The 24,574-nt window shown below is 34.4% G+C and carries 19 protein-coding genes and 2 other annotated features (1 of these 21 running past the window's edge); of the genes, 17 read left to right on the top strand and 2 right to left on the bottom strand.

The annotated features are described in order from the left end of the window. Positions 1-214 (top strand) — a binding site (T-box leader) (it extends 22 nt beyond the left edge of the window). A gap of 194 nt (positions 215-408) precedes the next feature. From AC3WTI_RS05555 to ltaS, 11 genes are all read left to right on the top strand, one after another. Continuing rightward, complete coding sequence (locus AC3WTI_RS05555; protein ID WP_001273575.1) at positions 409-1,485, top strand: bifunctional 3-deoxy-7-phosphoheptulonate synthase/chorismate mutase; 1,077 nt, start codon at positions 409-411, stop codon at positions 1,483-1,485. Positions 1,486-1,494: 9 nt separating this feature from the next. Then, positions 1,495-1,714: a binding site (T-box leader), on the top strand. A gap of 53 nt (positions 1,715-1,767) precedes the next feature. Next, on the top strand, positions 1,768-2,940 hold the full coding sequence (gene aroC, locus AC3WTI_RS05550; protein WP_253621584.1) for a chorismate synthase: 1,173 nt from the start codon (positions 1,768-1,770) through the stop codon (positions 2,938-2,940). 17 nt (positions 2,941-2,957) lie between these two features. Continuing rightward, positions 2,958-4,058 (top strand): histidinol-phosphate transaminase, encoded by a 1,101-nt coding sequence (hisC, locus tag AC3WTI_RS05545; protein ID WP_087955965.1) that lies wholly within the window; start codon positions 2,958-2,960, stop codon positions 4,056-4,058. Continuing rightward, on the top strand, positions 4,051-5,151 hold the full coding sequence (gene tyrA, locus AC3WTI_RS05540; RefSeq protein ID WP_087955967.1) for a prephenate dehydrogenase: 1,101 nt from the start codon (positions 4,051-4,053) through the stop codon (positions 5,149-5,151). Before hisC ends, tyrA begins: the two co-directional genes overlap by 8 nt. 16 nt (positions 5,152-5,167) lie before the next feature. Beyond that, positions 5,168-6,457: a 3-phosphoshikimate 1-carboxyvinyltransferase gene (aroA, locus tag AC3WTI_RS05535; protein WP_087955968.1), complete on the top strand. Its 1,290-nt coding sequence runs from the start codon at positions 5,168-5,170 to the stop codon at positions 6,455-6,457. Positions 6,458-6,593: 136 nt separating this feature from the next. Next, positions 6,594-7,751: a GNAT family N-acetyltransferase gene (locus AC3WTI_RS05530; protein WP_087955970.1), complete on the top strand. Its 1,158-nt coding sequence runs from the start codon at positions 6,594-6,596 to the stop codon at positions 7,749-7,751. Between the two features lie 229 nt (positions 7,752-7,980). Continuing rightward, complete coding sequence (locus AC3WTI_RS05525) at positions 7,981-8,547, top strand: TetR/AcrR family transcriptional regulator (protein ID WP_087955971.1); 567 nt, start codon at positions 7,981-7,983, stop codon at positions 8,545-8,547. Between the two features lie 144 nt (positions 8,548-8,691). Beyond that, the gene (locus AC3WTI_RS05520) at positions 8,692-11,808 is read left to right on the top strand and encodes an MMPL family transporter (RefSeq protein ID WP_142286475.1); all 3,117 of its coding nucleotides are present in this window, start codon (positions 8,692-8,694) and stop codon (positions 11,806-11,808) included. A 471-nt stretch (positions 11,809-12,279) separates the two neighbouring features. Next, the gene (locus tag AC3WTI_RS05515) at positions 12,280-13,128 is read left to right on the top strand and encodes a P-loop NTPase family protein (protein ID WP_097841148.1); all 849 of its coding nucleotides are present in this window, start codon (positions 12,280-12,282) and stop codon (positions 13,126-13,128) included. Positions 13,129-13,503: 375 nt separating this feature from the next. Further along, on the top strand, positions 13,504-15,129 hold the full coding sequence (locus AC3WTI_RS05510) for an ABC-F family ATP-binding cassette domain-containing protein (RefSeq protein WP_000633862.1): 1,626 nt from the start codon (positions 13,504-13,506) through the stop codon (positions 15,127-15,129). A gap of 521 nt (positions 15,130-15,650) precedes the next feature. Further along, entirely contained in the window at positions 15,651-17,624 is a 1,974-nt protein-coding gene (gene ltaS / locus AC3WTI_RS05505; RefSeq protein ID WP_097841164.1) for a lipoteichoic acid synthase, read from the top strand. 58 nt (positions 17,625-17,682) lie between these two features. Here the strand turns inward: ltaS and AC3WTI_RS05500 are convergent, their stop codons facing one another. Continuing rightward, positions 17,683-18,354, bottom strand: coding sequence for a TerC family protein (locus AC3WTI_RS05500; protein ID WP_048526046.1), 672 nt, complete (start codon positions 18,352-18,354; stop codon positions 17,683-17,685). A 284-nt stretch (positions 18,355-18,638) separates the two neighbouring features. Then, on the bottom strand, positions 18,639-19,466 hold the full coding sequence (locus tag AC3WTI_RS05495) for a peptidoglycan-N-acetylglucosamine deacetylase (protein ID WP_000551441.1): 828 nt from the start codon (positions 19,464-19,466) through the stop codon (positions 18,639-18,641). Positions 19,467-19,828: 362 nt separating this feature from the next. Between AC3WTI_RS05495 and AC3WTI_RS05490 the strand changes: the two genes are divergently transcribed. From AC3WTI_RS05490 to AC3WTI_RS05465, 6 genes are all read left to right on the top strand, one after another. Then, positions 19,829-20,650 carry an MBL fold metallo-hydrolase gene (locus AC3WTI_RS05490; RefSeq protein ID WP_087955979.1) on the top strand — a complete coding sequence of 274 codons (822 nt, stop codon included), beginning with the start codon at positions 19,829-19,831 and terminating at the stop codon, positions 20,648-20,650. A gap of 205 nt (positions 20,651-20,855) precedes the next feature. Beyond that, positions 20,856-21,245: a VOC family protein gene (locus tag AC3WTI_RS05485; protein ID WP_087955981.1), complete on the top strand. Its 390-nt coding sequence runs from the start codon at positions 20,856-20,858 to the stop codon at positions 21,243-21,245. Between the two features lie 171 nt (positions 21,246-21,416). Then, positions 21,417-22,382 (top strand): PLP-dependent cysteine synthase family protein, encoded by a 966-nt coding sequence (locus tag AC3WTI_RS05480; protein WP_087955982.1) that lies wholly within the window; start codon positions 21,417-21,419, stop codon positions 22,380-22,382. Positions 22,383-22,604: 222 nt separating this feature from the next. Continuing rightward, positions 22,605-23,288, top strand: coding sequence for a DNA alkylation repair protein (locus AC3WTI_RS05475; RefSeq protein ID WP_087955984.1), 684 nt, complete (start codon positions 22,605-22,607; stop codon positions 23,286-23,288). A gap of 16 nt (positions 23,289-23,304) precedes the next feature. Further along, positions 23,305-24,006: a nucleotidyltransferase domain-containing protein gene (locus AC3WTI_RS05470; protein WP_097841147.1), complete on the top strand. Its 702-nt coding sequence runs from the start codon at positions 23,305-23,307 to the stop codon at positions 24,004-24,006. Positions 24,007-24,021: 15 nt separating this feature from the next. After that, the gene (locus tag AC3WTI_RS05465; protein WP_087955988.1) at positions 24,022-24,567 is read left to right on the top strand and encodes a GNAT family N-acetyltransferase; all 546 of its coding nucleotides are present in this window, start codon (positions 24,022-24,024) and stop codon (positions 24,565-24,567) included. Positions 24,568-24,574: the final 7 nt, after the last annotated feature.

Raw genomic sequence — 24,574 nt, 5'->3', positions numbered from 1 at the left:
CAGTAGTTGTTGTTTCCCTGTAACAGAGAGCTGGTGGTTGGTGCGAACCAGTACAAAAACAAGAGCGAATTACAGTCCTAGAGCATCTTTTTCGTAGTGAAGATAGTATTGTCTTTATGAAGGGAAAGACGGTCAGATGATCGTTAACAATGAAGAGAGGTAGACGAAAGAAGTCTACAACTAGGGTGGTACCGCGATAAATATCGTCCCTACTGATTGGATCAGTAGGGATTTTTTGTACAAAAAAGTGGGTTTTTATCTAGTAGATAGTGTCCTTATCATAAGTATTCGTTTAAAATAAGAAGAGGTATCGATTCCACTTAAAATTTGTATAATTTATCAGTTCAGAAAATAGAGAATCTTTCATTCTCTTACTATACTTTTAAAACATTAGAGGAGGATTTCCAAATGGCAAATCATGAATTAGATCAATTACGTAAACAGGTAGATGAAATTAACTTACAACTATTACACTTATTAAATAAACGCGGTGAAATCGTTCAAAAAATTGGGGAACAAAAGCAAGTACAAGGTACGAAACGCTTTGATCCAGTACGTGAGCGTGAAGTACTTGATATGATCGCAGAGCATAACGAAGGACCATTCGAAACGTCAACGGTTCAACATATTTTCAAAACAATCTTCAAAGCTAGCTTAGAGTTGCAAGAAGATGATAACCGTAAAGCGTTATTAGTATCTCGTAAAAAGAAACAAGAAAACACAATCGTTGATGTAAAAGGTGAATTGATTGGTAACGGAACACAAACATTCATCATGGGACCTTGTGCGGTAGAAAGCTTAGAGCAAGTTCGCCAAGTAGGGCAAGCGATGAAAGACCAAGGCTTAAAATTAATGCGCGGTGGTGCTTTCAAACCGAGAACATCTCCATACGATTTCCAAGGTTTAGGAGTAGAAGGATTACAAATTTTACGCCAAGTAGCAGATGAGTTCGACTTAGCGATTATTAGTGAAATTTTAAATCCGAATGATGTTGAAATGGCATTAGACTACGTTGATGTAATTCAAGTTGGCGCACGTAACATGCAAAACTTCGATTTATTACGAGCTGTAGGTAAAGTTAACAAGCCAGTATTATTAAAACGTGGATTAGCAGCAACAATTGATGAGTTCATTAACGCAGCTGAATACATCATTGCACAAGGTAACGACCAAATTATTCTATGTGAGCGCGGTATCCGCACATACGAAAGAGCAACACGTAACACATTAGACATTTCAGCAGTACCGATTTTAAAGAAAGAAACACATTTACCAGTTATCGTTGATGTAACGCATTCAACTGGACGTAGAGATTTATTATTACCAACAGCGAAAGCAGCACTTGCAATTGGCGCAGATGCAGTAATGGCTGAAGTACATCCAGACCCAGCAGTTGCATTATCAGATTCTGCACAACAAATGGATATCCCAGAATTCCATAGATTCATGGATGAGTTAAAAGGTTTCAAAAATAAATTATCTTAATTCTATATCGTATATGCGCTGAAGAGGAAACAGTAGTGCTTATCTCCCTGTTAAAGAGAGCTGATGGTCGGTGTGAATCAGTACAAAGGTAAGCATGAATTACAGCCTTGGAGCATCTTTTCCGCCAACTGTTGGAGGGAAGGACGGTCTAATGATCGTTAAAGAAGAAGAGAGGTAGACGATAGTTGTCTACAACTAGGGTGGTACCGCGATAAACATCGTCCCTACTGAGCGCTCAGTAGGGACTTTTTTGTACAAAAAAATAGTAAAGGGGTAAGAGAAATGAGATACATTACAGCTGGAGAATCACATGGGCCGCAGTTAACAGTTATTTTAGAAGGTGTACCAGCAGGTTTAACATTAACAGCGGAACATATTGATAAAGAATTATTAAGAAGACAAAAAGGGCACGGACGCGGAAGACGTATGCAAATTGAAACTGATACAGTTGAAATTGTAAGCGGTGTTCGTCATGGGATGACACTTGGCTCGCCGATAACGTTAATCGTAAAAAATGATGATTTCAAACATTGGACGAAAGTAATGGGTGCAGAACCAATTTCGGAAAAAGAAAGTAAAGAAATGAAACGTACAATTACAAAACCACGTCCAGGACATGCAGATTTAAATGGAGCAATTAAATACGGACATCGTGATATAAGAAACGTACTAGAGCGTTCATCCGCAAGAGAAACGACAGTTCGTGTAGCCGCTGGTGCAGTTGCGAAACAAATTTTAAAAGAATTAGGCGTAGAAATTGCGGGGCATGTACTTGAAATTGGTGGAGTAAAAGCAGAACATGTTTCAAACTTATCAATGGAAGAAATTCAAACGATTACTGAAAATTCACCAGTTCGATGTTTAGATAAAGAAGTAGAACAAGAGATGATGGATGCGATTGATAACGCAAAAAGTAGTGGAGATTCAATCGGGGGTATTGTTGAAGTTATAGCAGAAGGAATGCCGATTGGCGTTGGTAGTTACGTTCATTACGACCGTAAATTAGATGCCAAACTTGCTGGTGCGATTATGAGTATTAATGCATTTAAAGGTGCTGAAATTGGCATTGGTTTTGAAGCAGCAAGGCAGCCAGGAAGTAAAGTGCATGATGAAATTTTATGGGATGAAGAACAAGGATACACGAGAAAAACGAATAATGCAGGTGGTTTAGAAGGTGGTATGACAACAGGTATGCCAATTGTCGTTAGAGGTGTTATGAAACCAATACCTACATTATACAAACCGTTAGCAAGTGTTGATATTGATACGAAAGAAGCTTTCCAGGCGAGTATTGAAAGATCTGATAGTTGTGCAGTACCAGCAGCAGGTGTAGTAGCTGAATCTGTTGTAGCATGGGAACTTGCACATGCACTAGTCGAACAATTCGGAAAAGATCGTATGGAGTTAATTCAGCAAAACATTACGCAACATAATAAATACGCAAAAGAATTTTAATAAAAGGTGGTTTTAACATGCAAGTAAAAGATCAACTCTCATCATTACAACCATATAAACCAGGTAAATCACCTGAACAAATGAAGGAAGTGTACGGAGATCATTCATTTGTGAAATTAGCATCGAATGAAAATCCATTTGGTTGTTCACCACGTGTTGTAGATGAGTTGCAAACATCGTGGTTGGAGCATGCTTTATATCCTGATGGAGGTGCGACAACACTCCGTCAAACAATTGCAAATAAGTTACATGTACAAATGGAGCAAGTACTTTGCGGTAGTGGGTTAGATGAAGTCATTCAAATAATAAGTCGTGCAGTACTTAAAGCAGGAGATAACATCGTGACGGCTGGTGCGACATTCCCGCAGTACCGTCATCATGCAATTATTGAAGGCTGTGAAGTGAAAGAAATTCCTTTAAATAAAGGAGTATACGATTTAGACGAAATTTCGTCAGCGGTAAATAATAATACGAAAATCGTATGGATTTGTAATCCAAATAACCCGACAGGCACATATGTGAATAATCAAAAATTGTCTCAATTTATTGAAGGGATTAGTGAAAATACGTTAATTGTCATTGATGAAGCGTACTATGAATACGTAACAGCAAAAGATTTCCCAGAGACATTATCGCTTTTAGAAAAACATAAAAACATTCTTGTACTTAGAACATTTTCTAAAGCGTACGGATTAGCTTCTTTCCGCGTTGGATATGCGATTGGACAGGAAGAGCTAATTGAGAAATTAAATGTCGTACGTTTGCCATTTAACGTATCTTCATTAGCGCAAAAAGCAGCGACGATTGCTTTTGGTGACGGTGAGTTTATTGAGGAAATAGTTCGTGTCAATACAGAGGGATTACATCAATATGAAAGTTTTTGTAAGGAAAATGAAATTCCATTTTATCCATCACAAACAAACTTCATCTTCTTGCCAGTTGAGAATGCAGGAGAGATTTATGAAGCTTGTGCACATGCAGGATTTATTATTCGTCCGTTCCCGAATGGTGTCCGTATTACAGTCGGAACAAGGGAGCAAAATGAAGGAGTGATTTCAGTGTTAAAGCAACACTTTGAAAATAAAAAAAGAAAGTCTCGAGATGAGGCACATGCGTAAAAAGGTAGTTTTAATTGGAACTGGCTTAATAGGAGGCTCACTTGCATTAGCAATTAAGAAAGAGCACGATGTAACGATAATAGGTTATGATATTTTTCAAGAACAAGTAGAGCGCGCAAAAGAATTACATGTAGTAGATGAAGTAGCGGTAGATTTACAGCATGCATGTGAAGAAGCACATTTAATTGTTTTTGCTTCTCCAGTTGAAGAAACGAAGAAGTTATTACACAAATTAGCGTCATTTCGTTTACGAGAAGATGTAATTGTAACTGATGTTGGTAGTACAAAAGGAACGATTATGAATGAAGCGGAAATTTTATTTTCAAAGGAAGTTTCTTTCATTGGTGGACATCCGATGGCGGGTTCTCATAAAACAGGCGTTGAAAGTGCAAAAGCACATTTATTTGAAAATGCATTTTACATTTTAACGCCAATGAATCATGTGCCAAATGAACATGTGGAAGAACTTAAGCGTTGGTTAAATGGAACAGGATCTCATTTTCTCGTTTTAAATACGGAAGAACATGATTATGTAACAGGGATCGTTAGTCATTTTCCGCATCTTATCGCCGCTGGATTAGTAAAGCAAGTGGAAAAACATGCAGGAGATAATCCACTCATTCATCAACTTGCTGCCGGAGGATTTAAAGACATTACACGTATCGCATCTAGTAGCCCAAAAATGTGGAGTGATATTGTTAAGCAAAATCGTGAGCATTTAATGGTATTATTAAAAGAGTGGATCTCTGAAATGGAAGATTTATATGATACAGTTTCTAATGGAGATGCAGGCGAGATTCAAAACTATTTTGCAGACGCGAAAGAATATCGTGATTCTTTACCAGTACGAAAAAGAGGGGCAATTCCTGCCTATTACGACTTATACGTCGATGTTTTAGATAAAGTAGGGGCATTGGCTCACATTACGAGTATTTTGGCGCGTGAAGAAATTAGTATTACGAACTTGCAAATATTAGAAGCGCGTGAAGGATTGCTTGGGGTATTACGTATTAGCTTCCAAAGAGAAGAAGATCGTATGAAAGCAAAGCAAGCGCTTGGAGAAGAAAAATACCAAACTTATGAAACAATTTAAATGAGAAGGTGAAAACGTGAAGGAAAGAACGATACAACCTGTTAATAACGGATTAAATGGCAACATTACAATTCCAGGAGATAAATCCATTTCACACCGCGCTGTCATGTTCGGCGCGATTGCAGAAGGAAAAACAACAATTAAAGGTTTCTTGCCCGGTGCAGATTGTTTAAGTACGATTTCTTGTTTTAAAGAAATGGGAGTAGACATCGTGCAAAACGGTGATGAAGTCACTGTAGTTGGTAAAGGATTAGAAGGTTTACAAGAACCGAAGGCTGTATTAGATGTTGGTAATTCTGGTACAACAATACGTTTAATGTCAGGGATTTTGGCAAATACACCATTTTTCTCTTGCGTACAAGGTGATGCATCTATCGCAAAAAGACCGATGAAACGTGTTACAAATCCATTGAAACAAATGGGCGCAAACATTGATGGGCGCGAAGAAGGAACGTTCACACCGCTAACAATACGTGGCGGAGATTTAAAAGCAATTGAATACACTTCGCCTGTAGCAAGCGCACAAGTAAAGTCAGCTATTTTACTTGCAGGACTTCGAGCAGAAGGTGTAACAGCTGTTACAGAACCACATATTTCGCGTGACCATACGGAAAGAATGCTTGAAGCCTTTGGCGTTACAGTAACGCGCGAAGGAAAAACAGTAAAACTTGCAGGTGGACAAAAGCTAACAGCAACTGACGTTCAAGTGCCAGGTGACGTATCATCAGCTGCATTTTTCCTAGTAGCGGGCGCAATCATTCCAAATAGTAAACTAGTATTACAAAATGTAGGGATGAATCCAACTCGTACAGGTATTATTGATGTTTTAGAGAAGATGGGTGCTACGTTCACTGTAGAACCAATTAACGAAGGTGCATCAGAACCTGCTGCAAACATTACGATTGAAACATCTTCATTAAAAGGAATTGAAATTGGCGGAGATATTATCCCAAGATTAATCGATGAAATTCCTGTTATTGCATTAGCGGCAACACAAGCAGAAGGAATTACAGTAATTAAAGATGCACACGAATTAAAAGTAAAAGAAACAAACCGTATTGATACAGTCGTTGCAGAATTAACAAAACTAGGAGCTCGCATAGAGGCAACTGACGACGGGATGATTATTTACGGGAAATCAGCTCTAAGAGGCAATACAGTAAATAGTTATGGTGATCACCGCATTGGAATGATGCTTGCGATTGCCGGCTGTCTAGCAGAAGGAAAAACAACAATTGAAGACGCAGAAGCAGTAGGTGTATCATACCCTACATTCTTCGAAGAACTTCAAAAGTTAGCTAAATAAAGTAATGAGAAGCAGATACAGGATGTATCTGCTTTTTTATATTGAATTTGTGTCGTTAAGTCATTATAATTTCATTCACCGCACTGTAATATTTTAAATTATGGTACAATTCAAATAAAGGAGGGAGGAGAAACATATGAACGTTATACGATTAAAAGAAGATAATTTTAGAGAAGCACTACGCTTATCAGAATACGCTTTTCAATATAAAGTTGAAGAAGAACGACTGCTGCAACAACTTACAAAGATGAAAGAAAGTCATGAAATATACGGTATTATGGAAGGAGAAGATGTAGCGGCAAAACTGCATCTCATTCCGTTTCATATTTACATAGGCAAAGAAAAATTTAAAATGGGTGGCGTTGCAGGGGTAGCGACGTATCCAGAATACAGAAGAAGCGGTTATGTGAAAGAATTGCTTCAATATTCTCTTCAAACGATGAAAAAAGACGGATATACAGTATCAATGTTACATCCATTTGCTGTTACATTTTACCGTAAATACGGCTGGGAACTTTGTGCGAATCTTCTCGTATGTCATTTGACAAAGAGTGATTTAGTTATGAAAAAACAAGTGAATGGTACTGTGAAACGTTTCAATAAAGAAAATCACCCAGAAGAGGTCGAGAAACTTTATGAAACATTTGCAGAACGTTTTTCTGGTATGCTTGTTCGCAATGAAAAATGGTGGTTACAAGCTGTTTATGAGGATTTAACATTAGCAATTTATTACGATGAAAATAAAACTGCAGCCGGCTATATGTTATATAAAATAGAAAACTATAAAATGACAGTAGATGAATTTGTTCCACTGCATAATGAAGCACGAAATGGTCTATGGAATTTTATTTGCCAACATGATTCTATGATTAAAGAGCTTGAAATGACAGTAAGTGACAACGAACAGTTGTTATATACATTGCAAGAACCACGTGTGAAAACAGAAATAAAACCATATTTTATGGGAAGAATTGTAGATGTAGAGCAGTTCTTAAAACAGTATGAGTTAAACTGGAACAATGTACAACAAGAAGTCATTTTACACATTACAGATTCATTTGCACCGTGGAATAATGTATCGGTGAGACTTGTAAATTATGAAATAACAATTATAGAAGAACCAATGGATAAAGGGATCAAGCTAGATATAAATGCACTATCGACAATATTGCTTGGATACAAACGCCCATTAGAACTAAATGAATTAGAATTAATTAGTGGAAGCGAAGAGGAAATACGGGCATTTGAGAATGTAGTACCAGTGCACAAGCCGTTTATTTATGATTTCTTTTAATTTGCATATAAGATGGAGTTGTTTCGAACAAAATTTTGAGATAGCTCCATCTCATCTTATTAATTTTTGGCGGTAAGTCGATATATCCTGAAAATCGCTGATATAATTTTATTCACAAACAAGGGAATAAAATCGCAACTATACATTGTCATGTACTTGACTTTTATTCCCTGTAATTTATAATTGAAAACGGAATGAATTTTCATTCCTGAAAATAGAGGTGGAAAAAATGGCTAAAAACAAACAAGAGGATATTTTTGATGCTGCGATGCAACTTTTTGCAGAGCGTGGTTACGATGGTACGACAATTCCAATGATCGCTGAAAAGGCAAAGGTCGGTGCGGGTACTATTTATCGCTATTTTGAAAATAAAGAGGCACTTGTTAACTCATTATTTTCAAAAAGTATGTTACAGCTTTCTGAAATGATAAAAACGGATTTTCCTGTTGAAGCAAATATTCGTGAACAGTTTAGTCATACGTATAACCGTTTATTTGAATTTGCGAGAAACAATGTGGATGCTTTTTTATTTACAAATTCTCACTGCGATAGTTATTTTCTTGATGAGCAGAGTAAGAAAATATTTGACGATTTTATAGGCTTCTTTATGAATATTATTGAAGATGGAATCGCAAAAGGTTTTCTTCGTCCATTGCCTCCAGTTGCTTTAATTATTATTGTATATCAACCGTTAGAAAAATTAACGAAAGTAATTGCAACAGGGCAATTAGAATACTCGAAAGAGTTAGTAAAAGAATTGGAAGAAAGCTCTTGGAACGCTATTAGAATCATTTGATTCTATAGCTTTATAAGGACAGGAATGAATATTCATTCCGGAAAGACTAGTTTAATAGAGTTTATAAAATAATGTAATAGAATGATAGGAATGAATATTCATTCCGTAACTAACGTAAAATTTTAATCGTGGGAGATGATGCAAATGAGCAAGCTGAAAAATTGGAGAAGTTTATCTTTTCTATTATGGATAGTTATTACCATTACAATGATCGTAACGATGCCTAATATGGATAAATTAGTGAAAGAAAAAGGGCACATTACGATTCCTAATACAGAACAAAGTAGTATTGCTGACAAAATGATAAAAGAAATGAATAAAGACGGGACAGAAAAGTATGAAATTATAGCGGTTTTTAATAGTGGAAGTAAAACAGCTTTAACAACTGAGCAAAAAGAGGAAATAACACAAACAATCAACGTCCTGCAAAATGAAAAAGAGCAATTAGGAATAAAGGAAGTTGTTTCACATTTAGATAATAAAGACTTGGAGAAACAATTAGTTTCTAAAGATAATACGACTATTTTAACGCAAATATCGATAGATAAAAAGCATGGTGAAATATCGAAAGTTACAAATAACCTTCATAATAAAGTGAAAACGAAAGGGGTAACAACGTACTTAACAGGAAGTGATTTAATAGCGGGAGATTTTCTTACATCTTCTCAAGAGGGAGTGAAAAAGACTGAAGTTATTTCAATCATTTTCATTCTTGTAATATTAATCATTGTATTCCGTTCACCTATTGTTCCCATTGTTTCTCTTCTTACTGTTGGGGTATCATATTTAGTTTCAATGGGGGTTATTGCTCATTTAGTAGATCAATTTAATTTTCCATTTTCTAACTTTACACAAGTGTTTGTAGTTGTTGTCCTGTTTGGGGTTGGAACAGACTATAACATTTTATTATTTACGAGATTTAAAGAGGAATTAAGTAAACAAGAAAACGCATTTTTGGCTACGAAAGAAACATATAAATCGGCAGGGAAAACCGTTTTATATAGCGGGATAGCAGTACTAATTGGTTTTGCATCTCTTGCTTTAGCGAGTTTTAAATTATATCAATCTACTTCAGCGGTAGCAATTGGTGTCGCAGTTTTATTACTAGTATTAACTACGTTAAATCCGTTTTTCATGGTGCTTTTAGGAAAAGGGATGTTTTATCCCGTTAAAACATTTAAAGGTCATGAAGACAGTCGTCTATGGGGATTCTTTGCGAAAAACTCAGTAGTAAGACCATTTGTAGCTTTAATTATTGTATTCGTGATATCGATTCCTTTCATATTAAAGTATTCTAATGCACTTAATTACAACGATTTATTTGAAGTAGACAATAAATATGAGTCGAAAATGGGGATTAACGTAATAGAAGAACATTTTCCACCTGGTTTTTCTTCACCAAGTACGTTAGTCATTCAATCGAATAACAAGTTAGATGAGGCGAGTTCGCTTCAAACTTTAGATGAACTAACTGATAAGATTTTGAAAGTGAAAGGTGTTTCAGAAGTATATTCACCGACACGTCCAACTGGTGAAAGGATAAAAGAACTATATATAAATAAACAAGCTGGAGAAGTAAATACAGGTTTAGGAGATGCCAATGGTGGTATTAAGGAAATTAATGATGGATTAACTACTGCGAAAGATAAAATGGGTAGTAAAGACTCAAATAGTCTTGCAAATGTTCAAAAGCTAATAGATGGAACAAACGAAGCAAAAAGTGGTGTAACAGCATTAGGAACAGCTTTACATCAACTATCAAATGGCATAAATGACGGAGCACAAGGTGCGCAGCAAATTGAGAGTGGGTTAACTTCATTAAATGAAAATATAAATGTTTTATCCAATGCAACTTCACAACTTCATGCTGGCTATACACAGTTAGAAAAAGGTTTAAGTTCTTACGATCAATACTTCGGAAGTATTTCTCAAGCGATTGACGGTGCGAAGAAAGGTTATGAACAAATTGAAATGTTAATGACCAATTTCATTCAAACGAAACCAGAATTAGCAAATGATCCTAACATTCTGCAGACGATAGGAATTGCTAAAGAGGCTCAAAAGCAATTAGGTGGGCTGTCAAATGAATTAAATCAATTAGCAACGCAGCACAATGCGGCGATGGGATCATTTAAAGAAGCGAATCAATCGTTATTGAAAGTGGATAATGGCTTAAAAGAGATGAACAATGGAGTTACTAAGTTACAAAAAGGAGTAGCTGATCTTAAAAATGGATTAAATGAAGGTGCTTCAGGTTCAAAACAAATTGCAAACAAGTCATCTGAGTTACAAACCGGATTAACGAAAATAAACGATGGGCAAGGTCAGCTATTAACCGGACTGAAAGACTTGCAAGAACAGATGGGTCAATTACAATCCGGACTAACTAAAAGTACAGAAGGCCTTGAAAAGGTAAGTAATGGACTAGGGGATGCTCAGAAATATTTAGGAGAACTGAATGAATCAAAAAGCTCTGAGAAATTCTATATTCCAAAAGAAGTTTTGGAGGGCGAAGATTTCCAAAAAGCTTTGAATACGTACATGTCACATGATAGAAAGACTGCTAAAATGACAATCATTTTAGATGTAAATCCGTATTCAAAAGAAGCGATGCCAATTATTCAAGAAATCAATAACACAATAGATGGTACTTTGAAGGGGGCGGAATTAAATCATGCGAAAACAGCAATCGGAGGAACGACAGCTAGAAACGTTGATTTAAAAGAAGTAACTGGGCAAGATTTCTTACGTACAGCTACAATTATGTTAATTGGAATCGCGATTGTATTAATTGTGATTACACGTTCATTATTAAACACCATCTTTATTATTGGATCTTTACTATTAGCTTACTTTGCATCATTAGGGATAAGTGAACAAATTAGTACGCATATTTTACATGTAGATTCATTAAGCTGGAATGTTCCATTCTTTAGTTTCATAATGATTGTCGCTTTAGGAGTGGATTATAGTATTTTTGTAATGATGAGATACAATGAGTTAGAAGGGGACCCAGTGACGAAAATTGTAACTGCTTCTCGTCATATCGGAGGAGTCGTATTATCAGCGGCACTTATTTTAGGTGGTACATTTGCTGCATTAATCCCTTCAGGTGTATTAACGCTTATACAAGTAGCATCCGTAGTTGGTGTTGCACTTTTACTATTAGCTATTATTGTGATGCCAATATTGTTACCTGCTTTAATAGGGTTAACGAGTAAAATGAAGAATTATGCAAAGAAATTAAGTGAAAGGAAATAAAAGAATCCCCTTTTAAAAGTAACTGTTTCAGTTATGGGAGAGAACATATAAAATAACACACAAATTAGGGATGTAAATCATATATGATTTAGCATCCCTTTTTTAATTGGCATTACATTGTTTAAGTACTTTTATATAGTTAAATTGCAAAGAAAGAGAAAAAGAAAACAGTAAAAACACCAGCGTAACGATTGGGAATTACTTACAAAGTATTTGGTTTAAAAGATATAATTTACTTTAGATAGTTCACTCAAATAATGGTGGACTATCTTTTTTAAAAGGTAAATGGAAAATTTATGTTAAAATAATGATAGAGATTGTGAAAAAATGTTCTTAAACTAACGGTCAGGATACTTTAAGAAGGATTTTTCAAAGGAAATGGTGAATATCATATTTTGAAGGAGTGATTGCAGTGGAGTAAGTAATTTTTTAAATCTTGGTTAAATACTTTGAAGGAAGGGATTTATAAATATGAATACAAAACTAATAATAGTAGAAGGTTTACCTGGATTTGGAAAGTCGACCACTGCAAAGCTAATAAATGAAATTCTAAGCCAAAATAAAATTAAAGTTGAACTATTTTTAGAGGGGAATTTGAACCACCCAGCCGACTATGATGGTGTATCTTGTTTTAATAAATTTGAATTCGATAGATTATTATCTAGGAGTGGAGATTTTAAAGAAGTGCTTCTTAAAAGAGTTATAAAAAAAGGAAGCAATTATTTATTACCATACAGAAAGATAAAAAATGAGTTTGGTGACCAGTTTTCGGACGAATTATGTAACGATATTTCAAGAAACGATATATATGAATTACCATTCGATAAAAATGTTGAATTAATTGCTGACAAATGGAATGACTTTGCTGAAATTGCTCTAGAAGATAATAAGGTTTATATTTTTGAATGTTGTTTCATACAAAATCCATTAACAATTGGGATGATTAAATACGGTGAACAAAAAGAAAAAATAATAAATTATGTAATGAAAGTTGCAAAAATCATAGAGAATTTAAATCCAATGTTATTCTATGTAGAACAAGATGATCTTGAATTTTCATTTAGGAAGGCATTAAAAGAAAGAAATCCAGAATGGTCCACAGGAATTGTCCACTATTACACGAACCAAGGCTATGGGAAAGAACATAATCATTCAGGGGTAGAAGGAGCGATAAAAGTTCTTGAAGCTAGAAGGAATTTAGAGTTAGAAATATTCGATATGTTAAAAATGAAAAAAGAAAAAATCAATAATACAAAATATGAAATTGACTCATATAGGTCAATGTTAAAAGATAAGTTAACAATACAAATGGTGAAATAGCTTTTTACACTACCTGGTGCTTGAGTTGGAGAAGGAAATATTTTCTGAGCGTTTTAGTTTGCTCTTTATAATACGAAACGTGGTGTGAAATGCATACAAATTATTGTGTTATTTCAATTGATAAACATAATGCTCCAATTATTAATATTTTCTTCAAAATAAATCCTCCTTAAAGTGTGTATGTAACTTTAATATAATTAAAAACAAAGATTTTATTCGAGTTTGGAAAGAAAGGAATAGCAATCAACCGTTGCTATTCATCCAGCTTCTACTATATAATAGCTATAGTCTACAATAATTGAGTCGTAATATGCGATTTTTTAAGACAATCGGTGAGAAAACGCTGAAATAAGCGGTATTAGTAGGAGGACACAAATGATTACAGTAAGTAACGTTAGTTTGCGTTTCGCGGATCGCAAATTGTTTGAAGATGTTAACATAAAATTCACGCCAGGTAACTGCTACGGTTTAATCGGAGCAAACGGTGCTGGTAAATCAACATTTCTAAAGATTTTATCTGGAGAAATTGAACCATCAACAGGTGACATACATATTACGCCAGGTGAGCGTCTAGCAGTATTAAAACAGAACCACTTCGAATACGAAGAGTTCCCTGTATTAGAAACAGTAATTATGGGTCACACGCAACTTTATAAAGTAATGCAAGAGAAAAATGCCATTTACATGAAAGAAGACTTTAGTGATGAAGATGGTATGCGTGCTGCTGAACTTGAAGGTGAGTTCGCTGAGCTTAACGGTTGGGAAGCTGAGTCAGAAGCTGCAATCTTACTAAAAGGACTTGGTATTGGTGAAGATCTTCATGATAAGAAATTGTCAGAATTAACTGGGGCAGAAAAAGTAAAAGTATTACTTGCTCAAGCATTATTCGGTAAACCTGATATTCTATTACTAGATGAGCCTACCAACCACTTGGACTTAAAAGCGATCCAATGGTTAGAAAACTTCTTAATGAACTTTGAAAATACAGTTATCGTTGTATCCCATGACCGTCACTTCTTAAATAAAGTATGTACGCACATGGCTGATCTTGATTTCGGTAAAATTCAACTTTATGTTGGTAACTATGACTTCTGGTATGAGTCAAGCCAATTAGCTTTAAAATTAACACAAGATGCTAATAAGAAAAAAGAAGAGAAAGTAAAAGAGTTACAAAACTTCATTGCGCGCTTTAGCTCAAACGCATCTAAAGCGAAACAAGCAACTTCTCGTAAAAAATTATTAGATAAAATTACATTAGATGATATTAGACCATCATCTCGTCGTTACCCATTCGTTGGCTTTACACCTGAGCGTGAAGTAGGAAATGACTTATTAACTGTTGAAGGCCTTTCTAAAACAATTGATGGCGAAAAAGTGTTAGATAATGTGTACTTCACTTTAAATAAAGGTGATAAAGTTGCATTTATCGGTCGTAACGATATTGCAATGACAACATTATTTAAAATTCTTATGGGTGAAATGGAGCCAGATAGCGGTTCATTCAAATGGGGCGTTACAACTTCTCAATCGTACTTCCCAAGAGATAACTCTAAGTACTTTGAGAACAGTGACCTCAACTTAGTTGAATGGTTACGCCAATTCTCTCCACAAGATGAGTCAGAAAGCTTCTTACGTGGTTTCTTAGGCCGTATGTTATTCTCAGGTGAAGAAGTTAAGAAGAACGTTTCTGTATTATCTGGAGGCGAAAAAGTTCGTTGTATGTTATCTAAAATGATGTTAAGTGGTGCGAACGTAATCACACTTGACGATCCAACGAACCATTTAGACCTTGAGTCTATTACAGCATTAAACAACGGTTTAATCGCATTCAAAGGTACAATGTTATTCACATCTCATGACCATCAGTTCGTACAAACAATTGCAAACCGCATTATCGAAGTAACGCCAAACGGTGTAATCGATAAAGAGGCTACTTACGATGAGTTCTTAGAAAATGAAGAACTTCAAAAACAAGTAGATGCAATGTACAAAGGTCAATAATAAATGATAAAAAACCTCGCTCTCGTTATGAGAGCGAGGTTTTTTATAATCCATTATTTTTATGGATTGTGAATAATTATTCAAGAATAACTTTATTGGAGGGAAGAGATTTGGATGTTGCACATAGAAGAATTGCTAAAGCATAAATAACTGAATGAAGAAATAATATATATCGAAAAATTAAATGCTATCTATTGTGAATTTCATTATATTACATGAATGTTCCAGAACTGGAGACATATTTATTTGCGAAGTAGTGAATAAAGGTATATAGTATGTGATGTCATTATTAGTGGATGAATCTTGGGAGAAAACAGGAAATGTTACAAATTTATTTTATTAAATAGAAACCAAGGTCAAAATATTTGAAAAGAAATAGTTGAATAAATAAAAGCTTCAAATTATAATTACTAATATTCTTCATATAGTAAAATAAATAAAATCTATTTGGAGATGAAAAATTGAATAGAAAGACAGACTTATATGAAAATAAGCCTTGGATGATTAAAAGAGGTGGAGAGATGAAAAAGTTCTTATTAAAGAGCAAAAGTGTGCTAAGCAATCACTTTGGATTTTTCGTGTTTGCCATTGTTTTATTCTGGTTAAAAACATATGCAGCGTATGTGACAGAATTTAACTTAGGGATATCTAACACAATCCAAAAGTTTTTACTGTTTTTCAATCCGTTAAGCTCAGCAGTTCTATTTTTGGGGCTTGCATTGTTCGCAAAGGGGAAACGTGCTTACATTTGGTTAATTGTTATTAATTTGTTAATGTCTATACTTTTATACGCAAACGTAGTATATTATCGCTTTTTCAGCGACTTTATTACGTTCCCGACATTAACACAAACGAATAACTTTGGAGATTTAGGTGGTAGTATTTTTGCATTGCTACACGCATATGATCCTCTATATTTCTTAGATACAATCATTTTAATTGTTTTAGTCGCAACAAAATTTGCAAGTCCAAAACCAATTCGTGTTGCGAAGCATAAATTATCATTAGTATTTGTAGCAGGTATTTTATTATTCAGCATTAACTTAGGTCTTGCAGAATCTGATCGACCTGAATTATTAACAAGAACATTTGACCGTAATTATATTGTGAAATATTTAGGGGCATACAACTATACGATATATGATGGTATTCAAAGTGCGAAAGCATCAACAGAACGAGCGTTAGCTGATGGAGATAATATGACAGAAGTTAGAAATTATCTTGCGTCAACATATGCAAGTCCAAATCCTGAGTACTTTGGTAAAGGAAAAGGAATGAACGTAATTTATATTCATTTAGAGTCATTCCAAAACTTTTTAATTGATTACAAATTAAATGGACAAGAAGTTACACCGTTCTTAAACTCATTTACAAAAGATGCGAATACGTTATATTTTGATAACTTCTTCCATCAAACAGGACAAGGTAAAACATCTGATGCTGAGTTCATGCTAGAAAACTCAATGTATGGATTACCGCAAGGATCTGTTTTTACGAATAAAGCTCATAACACGTATCAATCAGCACCAGCTATTTTAGGGCAACAAGGATACACATCAGCAGTGTTCCACGGAAACTACAAAACATTTTGGAACCGTGACGATATTTATAAATCATTTGGTTTTAATAAATTCTTTGATGCGTCATACTACGATATGAACGAAAAAGATGTAGTAAACTATGGATTAAAAGATAAACCATTCTTTAACGAATCTATTCCGTTATTACAAACATTGAAACAACCGTTCTATACGAAGTTCATTACGTTATCGAACCATTTCCCTTATCCGATTGATAAAGAGGAAGCGACGATTGAACCAGCTAAAACAGGTGACTCTTCAGTAGATACGTATTTCCAAACAGCACGTTATTTAGATGAGTCTGTAAAAGGATTTTTGGATTACTTGAAACAATCTGGTTTATACGATAACTCAATTATCGTTATGTACGGTGACCATTACGGTATTTCAGATAATCATGGCGCAGCAATGTCTCAAATAATGGGTAAAGAAATGAACTCATTCGAAAATGCACAGCTGCAACGAGTACCATTAATCATTCGTGTCCCAGGAATGAAGGGCGGCGTACAACATCAATACGGCGGAGAAATTGATGTTCTTCCGACGCTATTACACTTACTAGGTACAGATACGAAAAATTACGTCCAGTTCGGATCAGATTTATTATCACCAGAGCATAAACAAATTGTTCCATTCCGTAACGGAAACTTCGTAAGTCCAACAGTTACTGCATTGAATGGCAAATACTATGATACAGCTACTGGTAAATCTGTAGAATTAACAGACGAAATAAAACAAAATGAACAAATGGTTCAAAAATCATTAAAATACTCTGACCAAGTCGTAAACGGTGACTTAATACGATTCTATACACCGGAAGGATTTACACCGGTCGATCGTTCGAAGTACAACTATAACAATCGTGATAAAAATAAAACGAAGGTAAAGACGACTGCAGACGGAGAAACGAAATAAATAGTAAAAAGCGCTACTCATATGAGTAGCGCTTTTATTTATACAAATAACGTATTCATTATACAGAGTTATCCTTAGTTTTTTGTTTCATCTTTCCAAAGAATACTACACCAGCAATGATAATAATGATAAATGCCCATTTAATGAAAGGGTTACTTTCGAAAAATCCAGCGAACCATTTCTCATCTACAATCATTTTCGCAGCAGTATAAGCTAAAACAGCTGCTCCAATCGTAATGATGACAGGGAACCGGTCCACCCATTTTAAAATTAATGTACTGCCCCAAACTACTACCGGAATAGATACTAATAGTCCGATGATGACTAAAGAAAAATTGCCATGCGCAGCTCCTGCAACAGCAAGTACATTATCAATACCCATTAATGCATCAGCAATAATAATGGTTTTTATAGCAGACCAAAATCCTTCTTCTGCCTTAATATCATGATCTTTGCCTTCAGCAATTAATTTGTAAGCAATCCATATAAGGAGTACACCACCAATTAGAAGTAGTCCTGGTATTTTTAACAACCAAACGACAACTAAGGTAGCTAGAGCTCTAATGGCGATTGCCCCGATAGTTCCCCATATAATAACTTTCTTTTGCTGATCTTTCGGTAATCGCCTTGCTGCTAATCCAATTACAATGGCATTATCACCGGCTAATACTAAATCAATTACAATGATGGCAAGTAGGGCAGACAAATATTCGGCTGAAAGAAAATCCATATACACATCACTCCTTAAGAGTAATATGTGCTAAAGTGTTGATAATATAAAAAAATAGGATTGAATTTGTATATTCAATCCTAAATTTTTTACTGTATTTTGATATATATTTTAATTTCGTACTAGTCGTTTTTAGAATAACATGTCATGTTTTTTAGTTAAATTAATGTGGTTTTTATATCCCATTGATATAAAGGAAGGAGGGGGAATCGAATATAAGAGAAGTACTGCCCAATACGAAAAAAAGACTCAATAACCTACTAGAGGAAATAGAGTCTTTCACATTACATACGATTATCGTGCCAGAAGTTTAATGGGAAGTGTTCGTTCTCATTATAACTTTCTAATTCATATCCTTTTTCTTTCAGTCCTTTAATAATTCCAGGCACTGCTTTAACGGATTGTGGATGAATATCGTGCATTAGAATAACTTCTGTTGGCTTGTCAGCTCCATTTACAACGTTTTGTACAATTTTAGCTGATGCAGCATCAACAGGCATTTTGTTGTATGTCCAGTCTAAAGAATCAATTGTCCAATCCCAAACTTTTAATCCATTTTCGACAACTTTGTTGCGAAGTGCTTCGTTTAACCCTGGCATTGAGCCGTAAGATGGGCGAGTTAATACTGGTGATTTACCTAGAACGCCAGCGATTAAGCCTTGATCTTCTTTCATTTCATCTACGTAATGACCTTCAGTGTAAAGCTTCTTGTAGTTATGAGTCATACTGTGCATCCCAACATAGTGGCCTTCAGCATCTTCACGTTTTACAAGTTCCGGGAATGCTTTTACATTTGAACCGATTAGGAAGAATGTTGCTTTTGCATTTTCTTTCTTTAACATATCTAAAAGCTCAGCTGTGTATTTTCCAGGACCATCATCAAATGTTAAGTAAGCGACTTTTCTAACTTGCCCGTTATATTGTTTTGGAGCTTCTTTCGGTGCAAGAGATGATTGAATTTCACTTACAAGTTGAACAGATTTTGTTTCATCCTCTGTACTTGCTAGAGCAGTATGTGTTGATCCTAAAGTTGCTTCGTATGTAAATAATACCCCCGCGCAAATCAACATAGCCCTTTTTACTAAAGTTGTCATTCGAATTCCATTGTGCATAATTTTCCTTCTCTCTATAAAAGTTCTACTCTACTATATTAGCAATTATAGGGCGGTAATTGCAAAAAAACTTTTTTACAAACGTAAAAAAGTTTGGTCAAAAGTATGCAAGATTTTGTATCAATTGTAGTCTTGGAAAAATAGGGTGATTTTAAACTTTATTATGAAAATTTTCAAGCATTAAATTTAATTCTTTTAATAATGAAGTATGTGCTTTTTTAGACGAACGGGTATCAAAACGAAAAGGGATTCATCATACTTTCGTATCACTTCATTTTCATTCCAATTATTGATTCGAATATTTTTGTTTTCTATTAAAATATTGGTATAAGAACAATTAAATTTAATAAGGGAGTGGGAATATGGTTAATTATATTTGCACTACATGTGGAGTACAGTATCCTGAAAATGAAGAAGCGCCTTCTAGTTGTAAAATTTGTAATGAGGAAAGGCAATATGTGAATCCAATTGGGCAGTCATGGACAACATTAGAAACTATGCAAAATAACAATTTATACAAAAATGAAATAATAAAAGAAGAAAGTGGTTTGTATAGCATTACTACAAAACCTAAATTTGCAATTGGACAAACAGCATTTTTAATACAAAGTAAAACTCTAAATGTTATGTGGGATTGCATTAGTTATTTAGATGATAAGACGATTCAGAGTATATATGATTTAGGTGGTATTCAAGCAATAGCACTTTCTCATCCACATTATTACTCTACACAAGTAAAATGGGCGGAAACATTCAATGTACCTATCTATATTCATGAAGATGATAAAGAGTGGGTGGTTCGCCCGAGTAAACAAATTAAATTTTGGTCTGGGGAACATTTGATATTATCGAAAGAACTTACATTGCATCGCTTAGGAGGACATTTTAAGGGTGGGACTGTTATGCATTGGAAAGAAGGTAACGAAGGGAAAGGAATTTTGTTATCAGGTGATATTATACAAGTAGTTTCTGATCAAAAATGGGTAAGTTTTATGTATAGTTATCCAAATCTCATTCCATTACCAGCGAATAAAGTTAGAGATATGGCAGAGAAAGTAAAAGATATCCAATTTAGTCGACTATATAATGCATTTCATGGTGTGGTGGAAAATGCAAATAAGGCTGTACAAAGATCTGCTGATCGGTATATAAAGGCTCTGCAAGGAGAACTTTTTCATACGTAATAAAATATAAGAAATAACTATTTATTTCATCTCAATATTTATATAACTACTTTTATATGAATTTAATACTAAAGTCTTACTATTTATAAACTAATAGGTCTTTCAACTTAGGTAGTTCTCATACTAATGAGGGATATGAAAGGAAATATATGTAACTTATAATGATTACTATAAAGCTTTGGAAAATGAAAAGGAGGAGATTTGCATGAAGAATTGGGTTCAATTTAGAATTGCAAGACCAACAGATCAATTTGAAGAAGTTATAAGTTTTTATGAGACGGGGTTAGGGTTAAAGCGTATAGGAGAATTTCACAATCATGAAGGATATGATGGGGTTATGTTTGGATTACCGGATGCCGAGTATCATTTGGAGTTTACAACGCACGTTAATGGAAGTCCATGTCCGGCACCGACAAAAGATAATTTACTAGTTTTTTATATGCCTAATAAAGATGAAATTGAAAAAATAGTGAATCGATTAAGTAATATGGGCTATCATGAGGTAGAACCAGAAAATCCGTATTGGATAGAGAAAGGGATCACAATAGAGGATCCAGATGGTTGGAGAATTGTGCTTATGAATGCATTTGAATAAAGAAGCTCTTTTTGTATGTAATGTAATGTAATGTAACAAAATGATTGAGTCATAAATCCCTACAGCATTTGTAGGGATTTTTATATAAAAAGATTTAGTTAAGAGAGTTATGAAATTGTAGAAAGTATTTTAGCTAAAAATAAATATGATTTATGTAGGAGGAATAGAAGTATGACATTAAAGCATTTTCATGAGTTTGCTAAAAATGTTGGGAACACACCTCTCATTAAATTAGAATGCGAAGAAACGAAGGATTTTTCTATTTATGCTAAATGTGAATGGCACAACCCTACAGAATCGATTAAGGATAGAGCTGCACTTGGAATGATTAAAAAATATTTACAAGAAGCGGACAAAAAACAACCTATCTTAGAGTATAGTGGTGGAAGTTTAGCGAGATCAATTAGTTATATTTGTTATTATTTAGAGGTTGAATGCACGTTAGTTTTAAGTTCTGGAACTGGTAAATCATTACTAAATGAACTTGAGTGTTATGGAGCTAACGTGATTTTAGTTGATAAATGTATGGGTTTCTACGCAGTAATTGAAAAGGCAATTGAGATTAGCAAACAAAAACCAGAGTTATACTTTTTATTCCAACATTATAATAACGCAAATCTATTAAGTCATATAGAAGGTACAGGCAGAGAAATTATTACACAAATGAATGGAAAACCAATACACGCATGGGTAGCATCTGCTGGTACTGGTGGAACTCTAATGGGAGTCTATAAAGAAGTAAAGAATTATACCAAAAATGTTGAGCTACATTTAGTAATGCCTGCTGAATTGCCTTATGGTTCCGAACAACCACCGAATGATTTAAAGAAATATGCTGGATCAGGTGGGTTTGGCTTAGGAAGGAAACAACATTTCATAGAACAGGAAGACAATTTGATAGAAAAACAATGGACTTATTCATATGAAGAAACCTTGTATGAAATGGCACGTTTTTATAATGAAACTGGTATGAAAATAGGAACGTCTGCGGCAGCGAATTTATTAGCTGCTAAACAAATTGGAAAAGAAAAAGGTGCGAATTTTAATGTAGTTACAGTTTTTCCGGACGCAGGGTCTATAGAAGAGTGGTCAGATGTAAAGAGCTTACAAAAAATAAAGAAAGAATCAAACAAATAAAAGTTCTTTCAAATTCTATTTCTTATACTTTGGGAAATTGATGAAATGAAAACCTGTATATGTAAAATGTACAGGTTTTTCGTGGTTGTTTTAGTTATATATAGCAACTATAAAATTTCACATACCGTATTTTAAAAATACATATAGGAAAACCAAAAAGTAATGTAGAATATATCGTACATACATATATGAAATCAACATAAAAGAAAAAGAGGTGTGCATATGTTACTGGAAGAAGTAATGCAACAACTAGAGGAATATGGAACAGAACAAAATCGTAAAACGTATAAAAACCACGGAGCGAAAGAGCCACTCTTCGGAGTTAGTTTTGCCAATTTAAAATTGTTAAAAAAGAAGATAAAAAAAGATCATGATTTAGCAATTTTATTATGGGAAACAAAAAATATGGATGCAATGACTTTAGCGACGATGATTTTAGATCCGAAAAAAGTTACGACAGAACAGCTAAATAAATGGGTACAGGAAGTTGATTATTATTGTTTAATGGACGTTTTGATGACCGCTATTTGTACATCGCCAATCGCGATAGAAAGAATGGAAGAATGGACAAAGTCTGATGATGAATGGATCGGAAGAGCAGGCTGGTCTTTATTAGCAAATATAGCGATTAAAAATAAAACGTTACAGGATGATTTCTTCTCTCCTTATCTAGATGAGATTAAAGAAAATATACATAATGAAAAAAATAGAAAAAGAGAAGCAATGAATAGTGCTTTAATTGCGATAGGAATTCGTAATGAAGACTTAGAGCGAAAAGCGATTGAAATTGCACGTGAAATTGGAAAAGTACAGGTTGATCACGGGGCAACGTCATGCAAAACACCAGACGCAGAACCGTATATAAAAAAAGCGAGAGAAAGAGCTGAAAAAAAGAAAGTGAAATAAGAAAAGGGGAACGGTTATGAAACCAATGGAAGCAGCACAAAGCATCATTACATCACAATTTCCGAATTGTGATGTAGCTTTACTAGGAGGAAGCGTTGCACGAGGAGAGGCGACAAAAACTTCTGACCTGGATATTGTAATAATAGATCGTAGTTTGTCATCTTGTTATAGAGAATCTTTCTATAGTAATGAATGGCCCGTTGAAGTGTTTGTACATAATTTTGAAACGATAAAATCCTTTTTAAAAATGGATTGTGATCGCGGAAGACCTTCGTTGCCACAATTAGTTTCAGAGGGAATTGTATTAAAAGGGGAAAATGAAATTATAGAGGAATTAAAAAAAGAAGCAAATGATTTACTAAATAAAGGACCAGCAAAATGGACTGAAGAAATGATGAAGCAGAAGCGGTATTTTATTACAGATACTTTGGATGATTTTATTGGTGCATCAAAAAGAGAAGAAGAGTTATTTATCGCGAATTTATTAGCTGATTTATTACATGAATATGTATTAAGAGTAAATGGGAAATGGCTTGGAAGTTCAAAATGGTTTATAAGGGTACTTAGAAAATATGATGAACAATATGCAGATCAATTTGTAGCGGCTTTCGATTGTTTTTATACAACGGGAGAGAAAATGAAATTAATTACTTTTGTAGAAAAAACGCTAGAACAGTATGGAGGAAGAATGTTCGAAGGGTTTTCTATAGGAAAATAAAAAGGGGATAGCAAAGTGAATGTACCATTCGTTCAATTAAGAGAACTGACACTAGATGATGTAGAAGATCGATATCAATGGTCATTAGATACAAAAGTAACGAAACATTTAGTTATACCAGATCAATATCCACCGTTCACTCGTGAAGATACGAAAAAATGGATTGAAGCATGTATAAATCGAAAAAATGGTTATGAACAAAGAGCAATCACTACAGAGAACGGCATACATATTGGATGGGTAGATCTTAAAAACTTTGATAAAACAAATAAAAATGCAGAACTGGGAATCGCGATTGGCAATAAAGAGTATTGGGGCAAAGGATATGGAATAGCAGCTCTATATGGTATGTTACAGCTAGCATTCTTTGAATTTAAATTAGAAAAAGTTTGGCTACGTGTAGATGAAGATAATTTTCAAGCTAGAAAGAGTTATGAAAAGGCTGGTTTTATTTGTGAAGGATTAATGAGAAATGATCGATTACGTCAAGGAAAGTTTATTCATCGTTATCGTTATAGTATGTTAAGAGAAGAATACGAATCTATAAATAGTAGTTTATAAAAATATT

It is taken from the genome of Bacillus sp. EB106-02-03-XG38, from assembly GCF_058792175.1.
The sequence above is the reverse complement of the archived record's forward strand: the minus strand, read 5'-3'. Positions and strand labels throughout refer to the sequence as shown.

Bases quoted from the DNA above. Each gene is read 5' to 3' on its own strand.
- AC3WTI_RS05475 (WP_087955984.1), top strand. From the start codon at position 22,605: ATGTTACTGGAAGAAGTAATGCAACAACTAGAGGAATATGGAACAGAA.
- AC3WTI_RS05525 (WP_087955971.1), top strand. From the start codon at position 7,981: ATGGCTAAAAACAAACAAGAGGATATTTTTGATGCTGCGATGCAACTT.
- AC3WTI_RS05520 (WP_142286475.1), top strand. From the start codon at position 8,692: ATGAGCAAGCTGAAAAATTGGAGAAGTTTATCTTTTCTATTATGGATA.
- AC3WTI_RS05495 (WP_000551441.1), bottom strand. From the start codon at position 19,466: ATGCACAATGGAATTCGAATGACAACTTTAGTAAAAAGGGCTATGTTG.
- AC3WTI_RS05485 (WP_087955981.1), top strand. From the start codon at position 20,856: ATGAAGAATTGGGTTCAATTTAGAATTGCAAGACCAACAGATCAATTT.
- AC3WTI_RS05515 (WP_097841148.1), top strand. From the start codon at position 12,280: ATGAATACAAAACTAATAATAGTAGAAGGTTTACCTGGATTTGGAAAG.
- AC3WTI_RS05490 (WP_087955979.1), top strand. From the start codon at position 19,829: ATGGTTAATTATATTTGCACTACATGTGGAGTACAGTATCCTGAAAAT.
- AC3WTI_RS05500 (WP_048526046.1), bottom strand. From the start codon at position 18,354: ATGGATTTTCTTTCAGCCGAATATTTGTCTGCCCTACTTGCCATCATT.
- AC3WTI_RS05470 (WP_097841147.1), top strand. From the start codon at position 23,305: ATGAAACCAATGGAAGCAGCACAAAGCATCATTACATCACAATTTCCG.
- AC3WTI_RS05530 (WP_087955970.1), top strand. From the start codon at position 6,594: ATGAACGTTATACGATTAAAAGAAGATAATTTTAGAGAAGCACTACGC.
- AC3WTI_RS05555 (WP_001273575.1), top strand. From the start codon at position 409: ATGGCAAATCATGAATTAGATCAATTACGTAAACAGGTAGATGAAATT.
- tyrA (WP_087955967.1), top strand. From the start codon at position 4,051: ATGCGTAAAAAGGTAGTTTTAATTGGAACTGGCTTAATAGGAGGCTCA.
- AC3WTI_RS05480 (WP_087955982.1), top strand. From the start codon at position 21,417: ATGACATTAAAGCATTTTCATGAGTTTGCTAAAAATGTTGGGAACACA.
- ltaS (WP_097841164.1), top strand. From the start codon at position 15,651: ATGAAAAAGTTCTTATTAAAGAGCAAAAGTGTGCTAAGCAATCACTTT.
- AC3WTI_RS05510 (WP_000633862.1), top strand. From the start codon at position 13,504: ATGATTACAGTAAGTAACGTTAGTTTGCGTTTCGCGGATCGCAAATTG.
- aroC (WP_253621584.1), top strand. From the start codon at position 1,768: ATGAGATACATTACAGCTGGAGAATCACATGGGCCGCAGTTAACAGTT.
- hisC (WP_087955965.1), top strand. From the start codon at position 2,958: ATGCAAGTAAAAGATCAACTCTCATCATTACAACCATATAAACCAGGT.